Origin of the sequence: Mycobacterium sp. NBC_00419 (assembly GCF_036023875.1) — a bacterium.
Classification (GTDB): Bacteria; Actinomycetota; Actinomycetes; order Mycobacteriales; family Mycobacteriaceae; genus Mycobacterium.
The window spans coordinates 655,906-672,189 of sequence record NZ_CP107931.1 but is presented as its reverse complement, the minus strand read 5'-3'; the positions used below and the strand labels follow the sequence as shown (position 1 = coordinate 672,189).

The window sequence follows — 16,284 nt, the reverse complement described above, 5'->3', positions numbered from 1 at the left end:
CGGTTCAGCAGCAGGTGTGCCGGGGTTCACCGGCCAGATGAGCATGCGTGCCGGGGTCGGCACCTCCGACGGCTCCCAGGAACTCGTCGAGGTCGATTCGCTTGCCGCTCAACCACGTTCCGCTCACCTGAGCTTTCTGCGCCAATTCCGCCGGATCGACTGTGTAGGGGTCGGCGGTCAGTTCGGTGAAATCGGCGAGCTTGCCGACGCTGACCGAACCGACGAGATCCTCCCGGTGCAGTGTGCGTGCGGCGTCGATCGTATGTGCACGCAACCCCTGGTCCAGTGAGATCGCCTGCTCGGGACCGTGGACATTGCCCGCCCTGGTGCGCCGGGACACCGCCGTCGCGATGTTGAGCACCGGTGTCGGCGGCGACACCGACCCGTCGTTGTGCAGCGACAGCACCGCACCTGCGGCCGCCGCGTCACCGAATGCTTGCCAGCGGCTGCCGTGCTCGTGGTCGAACAGCTGACCGTCGAGCAGGTCACCCCAGTAGTAGTACTGAAACGGCGCCATCGAGACGTAGACACCCAGTGCCGCGGCCCGCTCGAATTGCGCGCGGGTGCCCGCACCGAGGTGTTCCAGCCGCCAACGATGGTCGGTGCCGACCAGGTTGTGCCGGTGCAGCGCCGCGTCGTAGGCGTCGAGCGCCAACTCGATCGCCAGGTCGCCATTGGCGTGAAACGACATCTGCCAGCCTGCTGGAGCGGCCTTGTCGAGGGTGACGTCGAGTTCCTCGCGGGTGTAGTTCAACGAGCGCGCCCCACCGGCCACCGCGGGGTCGATACCGGCGTCGGCGGTGGTCGTGTTGCTCAGGTAGGGAAACGAGGTCGCGATGTTGCCGATCCACGGCGAGCCGTCGGTCCACAGCTTCACGCCGCGTTTGACCAACAACGCCTCGCCCGCGGCGAAGCTCTCGGGGTCGGCGAAGCTGTCGGAGGTCGACATCTCCCACATGCTGACCCGCAGCGGACACGACGGCGCGGCGGCCAGCGCCTCGTAGGCGGTCTTGAGATTGCGGTCATAGGTCATGTCCGAGGTGGACGTGTAGCCGCCGCGCGCCATCTCCGCGTAGTACTGTGCGGCGCTGAACAGCGGGTTGCCGCCCAGTTCGGCCATCACCGGCGCGGCGATCGCCATGATGGCCGCCGTTTCGAAGCCCTGGCCGTTGAGACTGCCGTCGGCGTTCCGGCCGTAATGGGCACCGGCCGGATCCGGGGGCGGGGTGACATCCCAGCCGTTGCGCTTCATGACCGCGGTGTTGAAATACGCGCCGTGGCCCGAGTTGTCGGCGATCACCGCGACCCGCTCGCCGAATATCCGGTCGAGTTCGTCGGCCTTCGGCGAGGGCCGGCCGTGCAGCAGCGCGTCGAATCCGGCGAACAGCAGCGGGGTCGCCGGGTCGGTCGCGGCGATCGCCTCGGCGATGATCGCTTCCACATCAGCCCAGGTCGGCGCGACCCATGGCGCGATGGATCGCGCCGGTGGCTGGGTGGCCACACCGCTCATCACCGGATGGCTGTGCGGTTCGACGAACCCGGGCAGCAGCGCGGCCACCCCGGTGTCGAGGACCTCGGCGTCCGGGCACGCCGCCTGGCACTCGGCCAGCGAACCCACCGCGGCGATGCGGCCGTCGGTGACGGCCACGGCCTCGGCACGCGGGCGTGCTGGATCCATCGTGATGACGGTGCCTGCCGTCAGGATCTGGCTGGACATGGGGGCAGTACACCACGTGTGAGAGAGTGCCGAGGTGTTTGTGCGCAGACCGTGGCGGGCCACCGGAATCGTGCTCGGTCAACTGGCCGACGTCGCGTTCGCCGACCCGCAGCGCCACCATCCGGTCGCGGGGTTCGGTTGGTGCGCAGCCGCACTCGAATCCAGGACCTACCGCGACAGCCGCGCCGCCGGCGCCGTGCACGTCGCCGTCCTGCTGGGTGGGCTGGCGTTGGCGGGCACGGCGGCGCAGCGGGGCGCCCGTGGTGGTCCCGCTCTGGGCGCGGTGACGGCGGCCGCCACCTGGGTGGCACTCGGCGGTACGACGCTGGCCCGAACCGGGACCCGGCTGGCCGATCTGCTCGACGCCGGTGACATCGACGGCGCCCGCGACCTGCTGCCGTCGCTGTGCGGGCGAGATCCCTCGGTGCTCGACTCCGACGGTCTGGCCCGAGCGGCGCTGGAGTCGGTGGCCGAGAACACCTCTGACGCCCACGTCGCCCCGCTGCTGTGGGCCGCGCTGGGGGGAGTGCCGGGGGTGCTGGTCTACCGCGGCGCCAACACCCTCGATGCGATGATCGGCAACCGGTCGCCGCGCTACGCCCGATTCGGTTGGGCGGCAGCGCGATTGGATGACATCGCCAACTATGTCGCGGCCCGGCTGGCCGGCGCGCTGGTGGTGCTGTGCGCGCCGGCGGTCGCGGGGTCGCCGTCGGGGGCGCTGCGGGCCTGGCGCCGTGACGCCGCCCGTCACCCCAGCCCGAACGCCGGGGTGGTGGAGGCGACGTTCGCCGGGGCGCTGGGGGTGCGGCTCGGCGGCCCGACGCAGTACCGGCACGAGCTGGAGATCCGGCCCACCCTGGGCGACGGGCGGGTGCCGCAGGTCGAGGACCTGCGCCGGTCGGTGGCGCTCTCGCGGGTGGTTCAGGTGGCCGCGGCCGGTGTGGCGGTCGGGCTCAGCGTCGCCGGCCGTAGCGGTCGGCGAGCTTGTCCTCGACGGTGACCGGCTCGGACGGCACTTTGGCCGCGTCCGCTTCGGCGTCGCGGCGCCGGGCCCGGACCTCGGAATACACGAAGTAGCCGAGGCCGATCGGCGCGACGATGCCGAACGCGATCCACTGAATGCCGTACGACAGGAACGGCCCGGCGTCGAGGTGCGGCAGTTCGGCGACGCCGAGCACCCCGGGCTGGTTCTCGGTGAGCTGGAGATACGAGCCTGCCACCGGCACCCGGGTGGCGGCCGACACCGCACGGGTGTCGATCGCATAGATCTGGGTGACGCCGTTCTCGGTGAACGCCGGCTTGTCCGGCGGTGCGGTCTCGGAGTCACGCAGCCGGGCGGTGATGGACACCGTGCCGCCGGGCGCAGCCGGGATCTCGGGTACCGCGGTGCCCTTCACCGGACGGACGTAGCCGCGGTCGACCAGCACGGTGGGGCCGCCGTCGACGGCGAACGGCACCAGCACCTCGTAGGCGGGCTCGCCGCCCACCACCCGCAGCCGAGCCACCACCTGAGCGTCGGTCAGGTAGCGCCCGGTCGCGGTGACCTGCCGCCACTGCGCGTCGGGTGCCGACGAATTCTGTTGCGGAAGAAAGGTTTGCACCGGAACCGGAGCAGCCGTCAGTGACGACTGGATCTGGTCGTTCTCTCGCTCGGTCTTGGTGTTCTTGCCCAGCTGCCACGGGGCCAGCACCGTGAAGCACAGGTAGGCGAACGCCACCACCACCAGGCCCAGTGCCCACCAGCCGGGTTTGAGCAGGAACGACCAGCGCTTCATCTAGCCCGCCAGACCCTCGGCGGCCAGTCGCTGGTCGACCCAGGCGTGTAGGCCCGGCAACGACGCCTCGATGACGGTGAACGTCTCCTCGAAGTCGGCGTGCGTCCCGTAGTACGGGTCTTCGACGTCGAGGGCGTGGGCGCCGGAGCGGGGATCGAAGGCCCGCAGCATGCGCAGCCGTTCGGGTTCCACTCCGAGGTCGGTGAGAAAACGAAGGTGGTTGCGGCCCATGGCGATCACCAGGTCGGCGCCGAGATGGTCGTCGGCCAGACGCGCCGCCCGGTGCTCGGTGGGGTAGCCGTGCTGGCGCAGCACGGCATTGGTGCGCGCGTCGGCCCCTTCACCGGCATGCCAGTGCCCGGTCCCTGCACTGCTCACCCGCACCACGTCGGCCAGACCGCGCTCGGCGATCTGGTGGCCGAACATCTTCTCGGCCATCGGCGAGCGGCAGATGTTGCCCGAGCAGACGAAGGTGACGTGCAGTATTTCCGTGGTCTCAGACACCGAGCACCTCGCGCAGCGCGGCGACCGAGGTGACGTGGGCGGCCGCTGCGGCCGCAGCCTCGGGATCGGTGAAGTCACCTGCGCCGTAACCCCAACCGACCACGATGGTGTCGATGCCGTGTTCGGCAGCGCCTTCCACGTCGTGGGCACGGTCGCCCACCATCACCACCCGCTGCGGCAGGGGTTGCAACTGACCCAGCGCGTGCGCCACCACCTCGGCCTTGCTGGAGCGGGTCCCGTCGACGCTGGCGCCGGCGATCACGTCGAACGCCTCGGACAGGCCGAAGTGCTCGAGGATCCGCCGCGCCGTCGGTTCGGCTTTCGAGGTCGCCACCGCCAGCCGCACCCCGGCTGCCCGCAGGTCCTCGAGCAGCTGCGGAATACCGTCGAACAGGCTGTTCATCGCCCAGCCGCGAGTGGTGTAGTCAGCCCGGTAGGCGGCCATCGCGTCGTCGGCCAATTCGCCGAGCCCCATGGCGGTCAGGGTCTGGTGCATCGGCGGCCCGACGATCCGGCCTGCCAGGTCACCGCCGGGAACCTCGGCGCCCACGGCTGTCAGCGCGTGCCGGAAGCTGGCGACGATGCCGTCCGCGGAATCGGTGAGGGTGCCGTCGAGATCGAAGATCACCAACTGCGGGCGGGTGGCGGAGGCCGTGCGGGTCACGGCTCCATTGTCCCTGATCGCCCGGCGGTACTGTGCTTGGCGTGGTGGAGATGTCGAGATGAGCGCACGACTCGCCGAGATCATCGCTGTGCTCGACGCGGCCTACCCGCCCAGCCTGGCCCATAGCTGGGACTCGGTGGGCCTGGTCTGCGGCGACCCCGACGACGTCGTCGACTCCGTCACGGTGGCCGTGGACGCCACCGCAGAGGTGGTCGCGACGGTGGGGCAGCGCGGTCTGCTGCTGGCCCACCACCCGCTGTTGCTGCGCGGGGTGGACACCGTGGCGGCCAGTACCCCGAAAGGTGCGTTGATCCACCAGTTGATCCGCGCCGGCTCCGCATTGTTCACCGCCCACACCAACGCCGACTCGGCGAACCCCGGGGTGTCCGACGCCCTGGCGGACGTGCTGGGGTTGTCCGTCGAGGGCGTCCTGGATCCCGCGGCTGCGCCCGACACCGACAAGTGGGAGATCCTGGTCCCGCCGGAGCACTCCGAGGCGCTGCGTTCGGCGGTCCTCGCGGCCGGCGCCATACCGGCGATCGGCACGACGGAGCACCGTCCCGGGGAACGCGTCGAGGTGGTGGCCCCGGCGCGGCTGCGGGCCCAGATCCTGGCGGCCCTGCGTGCCGCCCACCCCGACGAGGAGCCGTCGTTCGACGTGCTGACGCTGGCACCGCTGCCCGCGGGTGTCGGGATCGGCCGGATCGGCAGCCTCGCCGAACCGCTGCGGTTCGCCGACTTCGTGGCCCGGGTGGACGCGGTGCTGCCGCAGACCACCTGGGGCGTGCGCGGCGCCGGTGATCCGGATGCCCCGGTGTCGCGGGTGGCGGTCTGCGGCGGCGCCGGCGACTCGCTGCTCGGGGCGGCCTCGGCCGCCGGCGTGGACGTCTACGTCACCTCCGATCTGCGGCACCATCCCGCCGACGAACACCGCCGGGCCGGCGGGCCGGCACTGGTCGACGTCGCGCACTGGGCCGGCGAATACCCGTGGTGCACCCAGGCCGCCGAACTGCTGGGCTCGCATTTCGGTCCGGTGCTGCCGGTCACCGTCTGCGGCATCCGTACCGACCCGTGGAACATCGAGCATCAACCCCGAAAGGCAGGCTGTGAAAGCTGAAGTGACACAGCAGCGTTCGCTGCTGGAGCTGGCAGAGCTGGACGCCGAGCTGACCCGTACCGACCATCGCGCGGCGCATCTGCCCGAGCAGCAGGCATACGAGCAGGTGCTGGCCGAGCACCGCGGCGCCAGCGACCACCTCGCCGCCCTGACCATCGCGATCGAGGACCTCGAGGCGCAGGTGACCCGGTTCGAGTCCGAGATCGACGGTGTGCGCCAGCGCGAGGAGCGCGATCGCGGGCTGCTGGATTCCGGCACCGTCAACCCCAAACAACTCGAGGAGCTCTCGCACGAGCTGCAGACCCTGGAGCGCAGGCAGGCCAGCCTGGAGGACTCCCTGCTGGAGGTGATGGAACGCCGCGAGCAACTGGTGGCCGAGCAGACTGCCGCGGCGTCGAAACTCGAAGCGCTGCAGCATGATCTGGCCACCGCGACGGCCGGGCGCGACGAAGCGCTCGGCGACGTCGACAAGCTGCGCACCGAGAACGCCGCGCGCCGCGCCGACGTGGTGGCCGGCCTGGACACCGCGCTCGCGCAACTCTACGAACGGCAACGCAAGTCATCGGGGGTCGGTGCGGCGCGGTTCCTTGGCGGCCGGTGCGGGGCCTGCAGAATCGAGATGGACCGCGGTGAGCTGGCCCGGATTTCGGCCGCCGCCGAGGACGAGGTGCTGCGCTGCCCCGAGTGCGGAGCAATCCTGTTGCGCATCGACGGGTTCAGCCGGTGAAAGTAGTCGTCGAGGCCGACGGCGGGTCGCGCGGCAACCCCGGCCCGGCGGGCTACGGCGTGGTGGTGTGGTCGGCCGACCGGCAGCACGTGCTCGCCGAGCACGGCAGCGCTATCGGCGTGGCCACCAACAACGTCGCCGAATACCGCGGTCTGATCGCCGGGTTGGAGGAAGCCCGCAGGGTCGGCGCCACCGAGGTGGCGGTGTCGATGGACTCCAAACTCGTCGTCGAGCAGATGGCCGGGCGCTGGAAGGTCAAGCATGCCGCGATGGCCGAGCTGCATCAGCAGGCCCGCGCCCTGGCGTCGACGTTCGACTCGGTGACCTACGAGTGGATCCCTCGCGAACAGAACTCCTACGCCGACCGGCTGGCCAACGAGGCGATGGACGGGCCCGCCTCGATCGCCGACCCGCCCGCGGGGGCGGTGGCCGTGCCGCCCGCGGCCTGGACCGGAAACCGTGGCGAGCCGACCCGCTTTCTGCTGTTGCGCCACGGCCAGACCGAGCTGTCGGTCGCGCGCCGCTATTCGGGCCGCGGCAACCCGGAACTGACCGAGACGGGCCGTGGGCAGGCCGACGCGGCGGCGCGTTACCTGGCGCAGCGGGGCGAGGTCGACGCGGTGATCAGCTCGCCGCTGCAGCGCTGCGTGGCGACGGCCTCGGCGGCGGCCACGGCGCTCGGCCGCGATGTCGTGGTCGACGAGGACCTGATCGAGACGGACTTCGGCGCGTGGGAGGGCCTGACCTTCACCGAAGCCGCCGAACGTGACCCCGGCCTGCACGGCCAGTGGCTGCGCGACACCAGCCTGCGTCCGCCCGCCGGTGAGAGCTTCGACGACGTCACCCACCGGGTCCGGCGCGCCCAGGACCGCATCATCGCCGCGCATCCCGGCCAGACGGTCCTGGTCGTCTCGCATGTGACGCCGATCAAGACGATGCTGCGCCTCGCGCTGGACGCCGGGGCGAGCATCCTGCACCGCCTGCACCTGGACCTGGCGTCGCTGAGCATCGCCGAGTTCTATCCCGATGGCGGCTCCTCGGTCCGGTTGGTGAACCAGACGTCATATCTGGGCTGATCCCTACGACCGCAGGTGCACCCGCTCGCCGTGGGCGCCGAACAAGATGATGGCCTCCACCGCGGAGTCGACGGCACCGAACCAGTGCGGGGTCCACGTGCTGAACTCCACCGCTTCGCCGGGGTCGACGACGAAGTGCTGCTCGTCGAGGATCAGCTGCAGCCGCCCGGACAGCACGTAGAGCCACTCATGGCCCTCGTGGGTCGGCAGTTCCGCCGGCGGTGTGCGCCGGCGGGCGCTGATGCGGATCTTGAAGGCCTGAAGGCCCGCCGCGCCGCCGTGGCGGGTCAGCGGCCAATACGTGACCAGGCCTCTCGTCTGAGACGGGGCCCGAACCCGGGGGTCGGTAGCCTGCGGCGGTCCCAGCAGTTCGTCCGTGCTGACCGACAGTGCGGCGGCCAGCCGGGGGAGATGGTCGAGGGCCAGGCGCCGCTTGCCCGATTCGAGCCGGCTCAGGGTCGAGACGTCGATACCGGCGCGGGTGGCCACCTCCTCGAGTGTCAGGCTCAGCCGGGTGCGCAGCTCACGTAGCCGCCGCCGCACCCGTCGGTCGACATCGCCGTCGGCGCCGTTTGCCTGCATGGCAAAAGACCTTGCCAGTTCCGGGTGGTCGGGACAAGCTCGGAGTATGGACAACGAACACCAGGCCCACTGGGAGCAGCGCTACACCGAGAAACCGCGGATCTGGAGCGGGCGGGTCAACGCCCAGCTCGCCGAGATCGCCCCGCAGCTCGACTGCGGCGTCGCGCTGGACCTGGGCTGCGGGGAGGGCGGGGACGCGATCTGGCTCGCCGAGCACGGCTGGCAGGTGGTGGCCGTCGACGTGTCCGCCACCGCGCTGGCCCGCGCCGCCGAGGAGGCCGGCAAGCGTGGGGTGTTGTCCCACATCGACTTTCAGCAGCACGACCTGACCCAGACCCTGCCCGCGGGCCCGTTCAATCTGGTGTCGGCGCAGTTCTTCCACAGCTTGGTGGAGATGGACCGGCCTGCCATCCTGCGCCGGGCAGCGGCGACCGTGGCACCCGGTGGCACGCTGCTGATCGTCGACCACGGCGGTATGCCCCCCTGGGCACCCGAGGAGGTCCACCACCACGTGTTCGAGTCCCCGCACGAGGTGATCGACGGGTTGGCATTGGACCCCGCCCGGTGGGAGACCACCAGGGTCGGACCCGTGCCGCGCGAGGCCGTCGGACCCGACGGCGAGCAGACCACCCTGGTCGACAACGTGATCCAGCTGCGACGCCGATGAGCTACCGTGTTCAGGCGGACGAGTTGGCCGGGCGGCCGCGGCTCACTTGTGAGTCGAGGAAAGTCCGGACTTCACAGAGCAGGGTGATTGCTAACGGCAATCCGAGGTGACTCGCGGGACAGTGCCACAGAAAACAAACCGCCACCCGTCAGGGTGGTAAGGGTGAAAAGGTGCGGTAAGAGCGCACCAGCATTCCGGGTGACCGGAGTGGCTCGGTAAACCCCACCCGAAGCAAGGCCAAGAGGCCGCACCTGGTGCGGCTGCGCAGGCGTCCGAGGGCTGCTCGCCCGAGCCTGCGGGTAGGCCGCTCGAGGCACCCGGCGACGGTGTGCCCAGATGGATGGTCGCCGCCGCCTTGTCACGGTCAACCGGGGCAGGGCGGAACAGAATCCGGCTTACAGGCCAGCTCGTCCGCCCCCGCTCAGTGCGCCTTGTCGACGGCGCGCTTGAGCGCGCGCAGCGCGTCCTCGAGCTGTTCGCGGGACCGCTCGGCAAGATCGTCTTCCTGCTGATAGAGCAGGCCGTAGGTGAACGTGTCCTCACCGGCGGCGTAGGCGGCCTCGGCCTGCTGGCTCAGGTGGGTGCGGCTGACGACACTGTCCTGGTGGTCGCCGAGCAGGGTCTGGATGACCTTGGCCCGGTCGGACACCTTTGGCTCGCCCGTTGCCGCTGCGACGTAGCGAAGACGCTTGGCGCCCTTGCGGATTCGATGCAGCGCTTCGTCCTTGTGGTCTTCTTCGGCGTGCGCGGCCGTCCTGGCCGCCTTGCGGATCCGCTTGTAGGCCGAGTCGATACTCACCGGCGGATGCTCCTCACCAGGAGCGGGCGGCGTCGGCTCGGCGGCGACGAGAGCCTCCAGCGCGTCGAGCAGGCGGAAGTACCGCGGCGAGCGCATCGCGGCCAGCGACCGTCGCAGTCCGGCCTGGTAGCGCCGGTTGGCCCCGTCCACCAGGCGCTCGCGCACCGGGCCGCGGACCAATTCCGGAGCCAGTTCGTCCAGGGAGCGTTCATAGCGCTCCGCGAGCACCTCGGCGTCGCGGGCCACGCCCAGCACGGCGGCGAGCTGACGCAGTTCGTCGAGCACCCACGCGTCGTCGGTCAGGCCGAAGGAGTCCTCGGACGCCTGCAGCAGGCTGCGGATCTTGCGGGTGGTCACCCGCATCTGATGCACCGAATCCCAGGTGTCGGCGCGCACCGCCCGGTCCCACTCCAGCATCTGGTCGACCTGTTCGGCGACCGCTCGGTGCACGGGATCGGGGGACGGCTCGGGACGGGGGGCTGCCGGCAGCCCGGCCTGTAGAACCTTGGCCAGCTTCGAGCCGTGCCCTGCCGGGGCCGCACCGGCGTCGAGCAGCCGGTTGGCCAGCCGCCTGAGCACATCCTTGCCGCCGTCGGCCTCGCCGTCGACCAGTTCCAGCTCCCACTCGTGCCAGCCCTGCTCCTCGCCGCTGGCGCCGTCGGCGGGATCGATGGCCCACGCGCTGACCTGGTCGTCACAGAACTCGGCCAGCGCGGCACCGTCGGTCCCGTAGACCAGCACGACATTGCGGGTGGTCGAGATCCGCGCGACCGGGACCAGGGGACGATCCCGCACGATTGCCAGCACGATGTCGACGAGTTCGGTGGGAACCTCGCTGTCCGCGGCGTGCGTACCGCCGTCCAGCGGCGCATGGACCTCGGTGCGGGCATCCGGTCCGGCAGGCAACTTGAGGTGCCAACCGGCGTCCGGACCGCCGGTGCGGCGGCGCAGCGTGACACGCCGTCGCGCCAGATCCTGGCCTGATGTGTCGTAATACACCGCGTCGAGAGACTGTGACGGAAGCCGCTCGACCCGGGAGACGAACGTCAGCCCCTCGAACGACGGAAACACCGTCTCGGGCGGGACGTCGAACTTCTGCTCCACTTCCACGTGGCGGGTCGAACCCGCAGCTTTAGCAGCCATTTCCACCTTCGCTCGCGACCCACCGTGTAGTCCGTCTTGCCGCACAGGGTGTCACATCCAAGTGAACACGACGCCGCGCCGCGATGTCGGCGGCCGCCGCCGGAGCCACCGCGGATTCGGCGGCGCGCCGCGTGCGGACCGGGGAAATGTGCTGGCCGATCGTAAAATTCGATCATGAGCCGCGAACCCGCATCCGCCGCCGACCAGGGTGTCCGGCTGAGGCTCGAGGACTATCTCGACGACAGCGGCAACATCGCACTTCCCGCCGATCTGACCATCACGCATTTCCTCGACCACAACATCGCCCAGTTCGGCGAGACCGCCGCCTACCGCTACCTCGACTTCGACCACGACTCCGCAGGAATCACGATCAACTTGACCTGGCGGGAGCTCGGGGCGCGGCTGCGCGCCGTGGGGGCGCGGCTGCAACAGGTCACCTCACCCGGTGACCGGGTGGCGATCCTGGCCCCGCAGGGTGTCGACTACGTCGTCGGTTTCTTCGCGGCGATCCAGGCGGGCAATATCGCGGTGCCGTTGTTCGCCCCGGAACTGCCCGGCCACGCCGAGCGGCTGGACGCGGTGCTGACCGACGCGCTGCCCTCTGCGGTGCTGACCACCACGGCGGCCGCCGAGGCCGCGCAGGCTTTCGTGCGCAAGCTGCCGCACTCGCGCCGACCGCGGGTGATCGCGATCGACGCGCTGCCCGATTCGGTCGGGGAGACGTTCGTGCCCGCGCCGCTGGAGAGCAACGGAATCGCCTATCTGCAGTACACCTCGGGATCGACCCGCACCCCGGCCGGCGTCGAGATCACCCACCGCGCGGTGTTGACCAACGTCGTGCAGATGATCATCTCGGTCGGGCTGGACTGGGACACCGCCAGCGTCAGCTGGCTGCCGCTGTTCCACGACATGGGTCTGCTGATGATCATGTTCCCGGCCCTGTTCGGCGGTCACCTGACCTTGATGTCGCCGACGGCGTTCGTCCGCAGGCCGCATCGCTGGATCAAAGAGCTTGCCGCGGAAGCCAAATGGGGCCGAACCTTTGCCGCGGCACCCAACTTCGCCTTCGAGCTGGCTGCGCAGCGCGGGCTGCCGCCGGCCGGTGAGGACCTCGACCTGAGCAATGTCGCCGGGCTGATCAACGGTTCCGAGCCGGTGAACATCGCCTCGATCGACAAGTTCAACGCGGTGTTCGGGCCCTACGGGCTGGCGCCCACCGCGGTCAAACCGTCCTACGGCATGGCCGAGGCGACGCTGTTCGTCTCCACGATCGGTTCCGATGCCCGGGCGACCGCCATCTACCTGGACCGCGAAGAACTCGGCCTGGGCCGTGCCGTTCCGGTGTCGCGCGACGCGCCGAACGCCGTCCCGCAGGTGTCGTGCGGCCACGTCGCCCGCAGCCAGTGGGCGGTCATCGTCGACCCAGGCTCGGGGGCCGAGCTGCCCGACGGCGGGGTGGGCGAGATCTGGTTGCACGGCGAGAACATCGGGCGCGGCTACTGGGGCCGCGAGCGCGAAACCGAGCTGTCCTTCCGTAACAAGCTGCAGGTGCGGTTGGACAGCGGCACCCATGCCGAGGGTGTCGCGGCCGACGGCATGTGGTTTCGCACCGGCGACATGGGTGTCTATCTCGGCGGCGAGCTCTACATCACCGGCCGTATCAAGGATCTGGTGATCCTCGACGGCCGCAACCACTACCCGCAGGACATCGAGGCCACCGTGGCCGAGTCCTCGAGCGCGGTGCGCCCCGGGTTCGTCACCGCCTTCTCGGTGCCCGGACCCGACGGCGCAGGCGAGCGGCTGGTGATCATCGCCGAGCGCGGCCCGGGTGCCGGCAAGGCCGACCCCGGGCCGGTCGTCGAGGCCATCCGGGCGGCCGTCTCCCGCCAGCACGCGCTGCCGGTTGCCGACGTGCGACTGGTCGCCGCCGGCGCGATCCCGCGCACCACCAGCGGCAAGCTCGCCCGGCGGGCCTGCCGCGCCGAATACCTGGCCGGAGTCCTCGGCAGCCGCTAACTGGCCAGCTGACCGGAGAACTCGCCGGCCTTGTCCCATGCCTGCCGTTCAGCGGCGAACGCCTCGGCCTGTTGCCCACGGAAGGTGGCGATGCTGTCTGCGTTGCCGGCCAGGAACCGTTGGTACTGAGACATCGAGAACTCGCCGTCGCGGATGTCGACGTTGCCCCGGCCCGCCGCCATGTCGGACCGCAGATCGAGAAGTTCCTCAGCGCTGACGGGGTAGAAGCTGATGCGGTCGAAGTAGCGCAGCAGCCACGGTGTTCCGGGTTCGAACGATTGAGAATCGTTGGGGTGCTGGTGGTTCCACACCTGGGTGGTACGCCCGACGAACTGGTAGCCGCCGGGGCCTTCCATCCCGTAGATACACAGGTATGCCCCGCCGATGCCGACGGCGTTCTCCGGTGTCCAGGTCCGAGCCGGGTTGTACTTGGTCGTGACCAACCGGTGGCGCGGGTCTAGTGGGGTGGCCACCGGCGCACCCAGGTACACGTCGCCCAGACCGAGTACCAAGTACTGCGCCTGGTAGACGATGTCGTGGACGGCCTCGACGTCGGCGAGTCCGTTGATGCGGCGGATGAACTCGATGTTCCACGGGCACCACGGCGCGTCGGCGCGCACACCGTGGATGTAGCGCTGGATCGCCTCGTGGGTCGACGGGTCGTCCCAGGACAGCGGCAATTGCACGGTGCGGCTGGGGACCACGAGTTCGTCTGTGGCAGGCAGTGTTTCCTCGGTACGGGCCAGCAGGTCGACGAGTTCGGGCATCGAGATCACGGCGGGATCGAACTGCACCTGCAGTGAGCGCACGCCCGGGGTGAGTTCGGTGACGCCGGGAACCCGGCTGGCCAGCATGGCCTCATACAGCACGTGGACCCGCGCGCGCAGAGCCAGGTCGAGGACCATCGCGCCGTACTCGACGAGCAAGCCTCCGTCGCCGTCGCGGCGCACCGTCACCGCGATGTCGTCGGCGGCAGTGAATCGCGTCAGCACGCCGTCGTCGGCGTCACCGGAGGTGGAGATCACCAGCGGTAGCGAGGCCCGCCGGTCGGCGTCGATGCTGCCCAGCGACGGTGCGCGATCGGCCCGCACCGGAACGAAGCGAACGCTGTCACCGGGCGCCATCTGGCCGAGCTTCCAGCGGTCGCCGCGCACCACGGTGACCGGACAGACGAAGCCGCCCAGGCTCGGTCCGTCCGGCCCGAGCAGGATCGGGGTGTCGCCGGTGAAGTCCAAAGTGCCGACGCAGTAAGCATTGTCGTGAATGTTCGACGGGTGCAGGCCGGCTTCGCCGCCGTCGGTCCTGGCCCACTGTGGCTTGGGGCCTTCCAGGCGCACGCCGGTGCGGTCGGAGTTGAAGTGCACGGTGTAGTCGGTGTTGACCAGGGTGTCGATGTCAGCGCGGGTGAAGAACTCCGGCGCGGCGTGCGGGCCCTCGGTGACGGCGACCTCCCAGCGATGGCCGATCGCGGGCTGTTCCTCGATGGCCGCGCGGGCGGGCCGGCTCGACAGCGGACCCGGATCGTGCCCGGCGGTCAGCTCGTCGCCCTCGCGCAGCGGCCTCCCGTCGTGGCCGCCGAACGTGCCGAGCGTGAAGGTGGCTGTGCTGCCGAGATATTCGGGCTCTTCCAGGCCGCCGGCGATCAGGATGTAGCAGCGCATCCCGGGGCCGTCGACCATCCCGACGTCGAGCAGACCGCCGGCCGGTACGGTGACCGACTGCCACTGCGCCACCGGAACTCCGTCAAGGGTGACCGGTGCCGGAGCGCCGGTGACGCACACCCGTCCACCGTCGGGAAACCGAAGGGCCGGGCCGGCTTTGGTGCATTCCAGCCCGGCTGCACCCTCCTGATTGCCCAGGACTCGGTTGCCGATCCGGAACGACAGGTCGTCCATCGGTCCCGACGGCGGCACCCCGACATGCCAGTAACCGATCCGGCCGGGCCAGTCCTGGACGGTGGTCAGCATGCCCTGCCGGACGACCTGGAGGCTCGTCATGATGCGGTGATCACCATCCGCACCGGCGTTGGGTCGAATCCGTTGCACGGGTTGTTGATCTGCGGGCAGTTCGACACCAGCACCAGGGTGTCGCTCTCGGCGCGCAGCGTCAGTGACTTGCCCGGGGCGGAGAGGCCGTCGACGATGCCCAGCGTGCCGTTGGGTTCGACCGGCACGTTCATGAAGAAGTTGACGTTGGAGACGATGTCGCGCTTGCCCATTCCCCAAGTCGCGGCCTCGGCCAGGAAGTTTTCGGCGCAGGCGTGCTGGTGCACGGTGTGGTGCCCGTAGCGCAGGGTGTTGGACTCCTTGGAGCAGGCGCCGGCGATGGTGTCGTGGTTACCGACCTCGTCGGCGACGATCGACACCAGTGGCCGGCCGTCGGCGGCGCGCAGCACCGAACCGGTGGTCAGGAAGATGTTGCGCTGGGCGGCCACGGTGACCTGGGCGCTGTAGCGGCCGGCCGGATCGACCCGGTCGCCGTCGACGGCGTAGAACAGCGTGTCCACCGCCTGGTTGCCGTGCAGGTCGATGATCTGCAGGGACTGGCCGGTGCGCAGGATCGCCGACCACGGCGCGCAGGCCGCCACGACTTCGTCTCGGATCACCGTCGGTAGTGCGGTCGTCATCGAAGTTCCTCACTGGATTGTTCTGCGGCCCATGTTGATTCGGTGTTGAACAAGGCCCTGAGATACTCGGGGTCGTCGTTGACCGGGGTGGTGAGTTCTTCGGGGGCACGCCACGCGACGATGTCGAGTCCGGTGACCGCCGGTGCCGGGTCGAGGGGATGGGCGGTGTTGACCACCGCGACGACCACGGGCAGATGGATGAGCAGATCCACCGCAGCGCCGGGACCGGCGGAACCGGTGAAGGTCAGGGCGCCGGACTCTTCGACCCGGGCACCCTTGAACAGCGTCGCCGACGGTGCCACGTCACGAATGTCCATGCCGTGCTTGATGGCCGCCAGCAGCATCGTGGGACGTGCCGACGGGGGCAGGCCGCAGAGCATGTCGTGGTGACCGGAGGTGTCGGCGACGACGGTGGCCAACACCCGGCCCTGGTCGGACAGCAGCGGGTGCCCGGCGCTGAGGTAGGCCTGCCACGGCACCTTCATGGTGTCGGCGACGTTGAGCCGCTCCCACGATGCGTCGGCGCGGAACAGCAGTAGGTGCGCGCACGCTCCGCCATCGGGGTCGGAGAACCGAAGACGGGTTCCGCGGCCGAGCACCCGGGTGGCGTAGGACTCGGCGGGCACAGCCTCCGACCACACCAGGCGGGTGTCGTCGACGCCGTCGGGCACGGCCGGGATGCGCATGGCCGCGGCGGCGGCCTGGGAGCGGGCGTGCGAGCGGGCGCCGTCGGTCGACGCGGTGGTCATGGTGTCACTCCTGTCCGGGACGAACCCGATTAACTGTCAAGTGAAAGTTTTAAGTGACCCCGTTCCCGTCGGGTGTCACGGGTGTAACGCTTGCGTTGACTCTATTTCTATCAAATGACAGG

15 protein-coding genes and 1 other RNA gene are annotated in these 16,284 nt (G+C 70.0%); 7 read left to right on the top strand and 9 right to left on the bottom strand.

Translation table 11 applies throughout. The annotated features are described in order from the left end of the window. Positions 1-4 precede the first annotated feature (4 nt). Positions 5-1,717 carry an amidohydrolase gene (locus OG976_RS03210; RefSeq protein ID WP_328357803.1) on the bottom strand — a complete coding sequence of 571 codons (1,713 nt, stop codon included), beginning with the start codon at positions 1,715-1,717 and terminating at the stop codon, positions 5-7. A 34-nt stretch (positions 1,718-1,751) separates the two neighbouring features. Between OG976_RS03210 and OG976_RS03205 the strand changes: the two genes are divergently transcribed. Further along, on the top strand, positions 1,752-2,717 hold the full coding sequence (locus OG976_RS03205; RefSeq protein WP_328357800.1) for a cobalamin biosynthesis protein: 966 nt from the start codon (positions 1,752-1,754) through the stop codon (positions 2,715-2,717). Here OG976_RS03205 and OG976_RS03200 read toward each other — a convergent pair. Genes OG976_RS03200 through OG976_RS03190 form a run of 3 tightly spaced genes read right to left on the bottom strand, consistent with a single transcriptional unit; the run spans position 2,671 to position 4,660 of the window. After that, entirely contained in the window at positions 2,671-3,492 is an 822-nt protein-coding gene (locus tag OG976_RS03200) for an SURF1 family cytochrome oxidase biogenesis protein (protein WP_328357797.1), read from the bottom strand. The two genes, OG976_RS03205 and OG976_RS03200, sit on opposite strands and share 47 nt — an antisense overlap. Beyond that, the gene (locus OG976_RS03195) at positions 3,493-3,996 is read right to left on the bottom strand and encodes a low molecular weight protein-tyrosine-phosphatase (RefSeq protein WP_328357793.1); all 504 of its coding nucleotides are present in this window, start codon (positions 3,994-3,996) and stop codon (positions 3,493-3,495) included. It lies immediately after the preceding gene. Next, the gene (locus OG976_RS03190; protein ID WP_328357790.1) at positions 3,989-4,660 is read right to left on the bottom strand and encodes an HAD-IA family hydrolase; all 672 of its coding nucleotides are present in this window, start codon (positions 4,658-4,660) and stop codon (positions 3,989-3,991) included. Before OG976_RS03190 ends, OG976_RS03195 begins: the two co-directional genes overlap by 8 nt. Positions 4,661-4,718: 58 nt before the next feature. On the opposite strand from OG976_RS03190, the gene OG976_RS03185 reads away from it, so the two are divergent. Genes OG976_RS03185 through OG976_RS03175 form a run of 3 tightly spaced genes read left to right on the top strand, consistent with a single transcriptional unit; the run spans position 4,719 to position 7,580 of the window. Then, positions 4,719-5,777 (top strand): Nif3-like dinuclear metal center hexameric protein, encoded by a 1,059-nt coding sequence (locus OG976_RS03185; protein WP_328357787.1) that lies wholly within the window; start codon positions 4,719-4,721, stop codon positions 5,775-5,777. Then, the gene (locus OG976_RS03180) at positions 5,767-6,504 is read left to right on the top strand and encodes a zinc ribbon domain-containing protein (protein WP_328357784.1); all 738 of its coding nucleotides are present in this window, start codon (positions 5,767-5,769) and stop codon (positions 6,502-6,504) included. Before OG976_RS03185 ends, OG976_RS03180 begins: the two co-directional genes overlap by 11 nt. After that, positions 6,501-7,580: a bifunctional RNase H/acid phosphatase gene (locus OG976_RS03175; RefSeq protein WP_328357781.1), complete on the top strand. Its 1,080-nt coding sequence runs from the start codon at positions 6,501-6,503 to the stop codon at positions 7,578-7,580. The genes OG976_RS03180 and OG976_RS03175 overlap by 4 nt, the downstream gene beginning before the upstream one ends. 3 nt (positions 7,581-7,583) lie before the next feature. Here the strand turns inward: OG976_RS03175 and OG976_RS03170 are convergent, their stop codons facing one another. Then, positions 7,584-8,162: a helix-turn-helix domain-containing protein gene (locus OG976_RS03170; protein WP_328357778.1), complete on the bottom strand. Its 579-nt coding sequence runs from the start codon at positions 8,160-8,162 to the stop codon at positions 7,584-7,586. A 46-nt stretch (positions 8,163-8,208) separates the two neighbouring features. Here OG976_RS03170 and OG976_RS03165 point away from each other — a divergent pair, with 46 nt between their 5' ends. Both OG976_RS03165 and rnpB read left to right on the top strand, forming a co-directional pair. Beyond that, the gene (locus OG976_RS03165) at positions 8,209-8,829 is read left to right on the top strand and encodes a class I SAM-dependent methyltransferase (RefSeq protein ID WP_328357775.1); all 621 of its coding nucleotides are present in this window, start codon (positions 8,209-8,211) and stop codon (positions 8,827-8,829) included. Positions 8,830-8,848: 19 nt separating this feature from the next. Then, an RNA gene (gene rnpB / locus OG976_RS03160) (RNase P RNA component class A) lies at positions 8,849-9,243 on the top strand. 7 nt (positions 9,244-9,250) lie between these two features. Here the strand turns inward: rnpB and OG976_RS03155 are convergent. Beyond that, positions 9,251-10,771 (bottom strand): CYTH and CHAD domain-containing protein, encoded by a 1,521-nt coding sequence (locus tag OG976_RS03155; protein WP_328357772.1) that lies wholly within the window; start codon positions 10,769-10,771, stop codon positions 9,251-9,253. Positions 10,772-10,945: 174 nt separating this feature from the next. Between OG976_RS03155 and OG976_RS03150 the strand changes: the two genes are divergently transcribed. Continuing rightward, on the top strand, positions 10,946-12,787 hold the full coding sequence (locus OG976_RS03150) for a fatty acyl-AMP ligase (protein WP_328357769.1): 1,842 nt from the start codon (positions 10,946-10,948) through the stop codon (positions 12,785-12,787). On the opposite strand, the gene OG976_RS03145 is transcribed toward OG976_RS03150, so the two are convergent. The 3 genes from OG976_RS03145 to OG976_RS03135 are packed head-to-tail and all read right to left on the bottom strand — an operon-like array spanning position 12,784 to position 16,162. Beyond that, positions 12,784-14,784 (bottom strand): 5-oxoprolinase/urea amidolyase family protein, encoded by a 2,001-nt coding sequence (locus OG976_RS03145; protein WP_328357766.1) that lies wholly within the window; start codon positions 14,782-14,784, stop codon positions 12,784-12,786. The two genes, OG976_RS03150 and OG976_RS03145, sit on opposite strands and share 4 nt — an antisense overlap. Next, positions 14,781-15,413 (bottom strand): urea amidolyase associated protein UAAP2, encoded by a 633-nt coding sequence (locus OG976_RS03140; protein WP_328357763.1) that lies wholly within the window; start codon positions 15,411-15,413, stop codon positions 14,781-14,783. Before OG976_RS03140 ends, OG976_RS03145 begins: the two co-directional genes overlap by 4 nt. Next, positions 15,410-16,162 carry a DUF1989 domain-containing protein gene (locus tag OG976_RS03135; RefSeq protein WP_328357760.1) on the bottom strand — a complete coding sequence of 251 codons (753 nt, stop codon included), beginning with the start codon at positions 16,160-16,162 and terminating at the stop codon, positions 15,410-15,412. The genes OG976_RS03140 and OG976_RS03135 overlap by 4 nt, the downstream gene beginning before the upstream one ends. Positions 16,163-16,284: the final 122 nt, after the last annotated feature.

Bases quoted from the DNA above. Each gene is read 5' to 3' on its own strand.
- OG976_RS03170 (WP_328357778.1), bottom strand. From the start codon at position 8,162: ATGCAGGCAAACGGCGCCGACGGCGATGTCGACCGACGGGTGCGGCGG.
- OG976_RS03165 (WP_328357775.1), top strand. From the start codon at position 8,209: ATGGACAACGAACACCAGGCCCACTGGGAGCAGCGCTACACCGAGAAA.
- OG976_RS03155 (WP_328357772.1), bottom strand. From the start codon at position 10,771: ATGGCTGCTAAAGCTGCGGGTTCGACCCGCCACGTGGAAGTGGAGCAG.
- OG976_RS03200 (WP_328357797.1), bottom strand. From the start codon at position 3,492: ATGAAGCGCTGGTCGTTCCTGCTCAAACCCGGCTGGTGGGCACTGGGC.
- OG976_RS03135 (WP_328357760.1), bottom strand. From the start codon at position 16,162: ATGACCACCGCGTCGACCGACGGCGCCCGCTCGCACGCCCGCTCCCAG.
- OG976_RS03185 (WP_328357787.1), top strand. From the start codon at position 4,719: ATGAGCGCACGACTCGCCGAGATCATCGCTGTGCTCGACGCGGCCTAC.
- OG976_RS03210 (WP_328357803.1), bottom strand. From the start codon at position 1,717: ATGTCCAGCCAGATCCTGACGGCAGGCACCGTCATCACGATGGATCCA.
- OG976_RS03150 (WP_328357769.1), top strand. From the start codon at position 10,946: ATGAGCCGCGAACCCGCATCCGCCGCCGACCAGGGTGTCCGGCTGAGG.
- OG976_RS03140 (WP_328357763.1), bottom strand. From the start codon at position 15,413: ATGACGACCGCACTACCGACGGTGATCCGAGACGAAGTCGTGGCGGCC.
- OG976_RS03145 (WP_328357766.1), bottom strand. From the start codon at position 14,784: ATGACGAGCCTCCAGGTCGTCCGGCAGGGCATGCTGACCACCGTCCAG.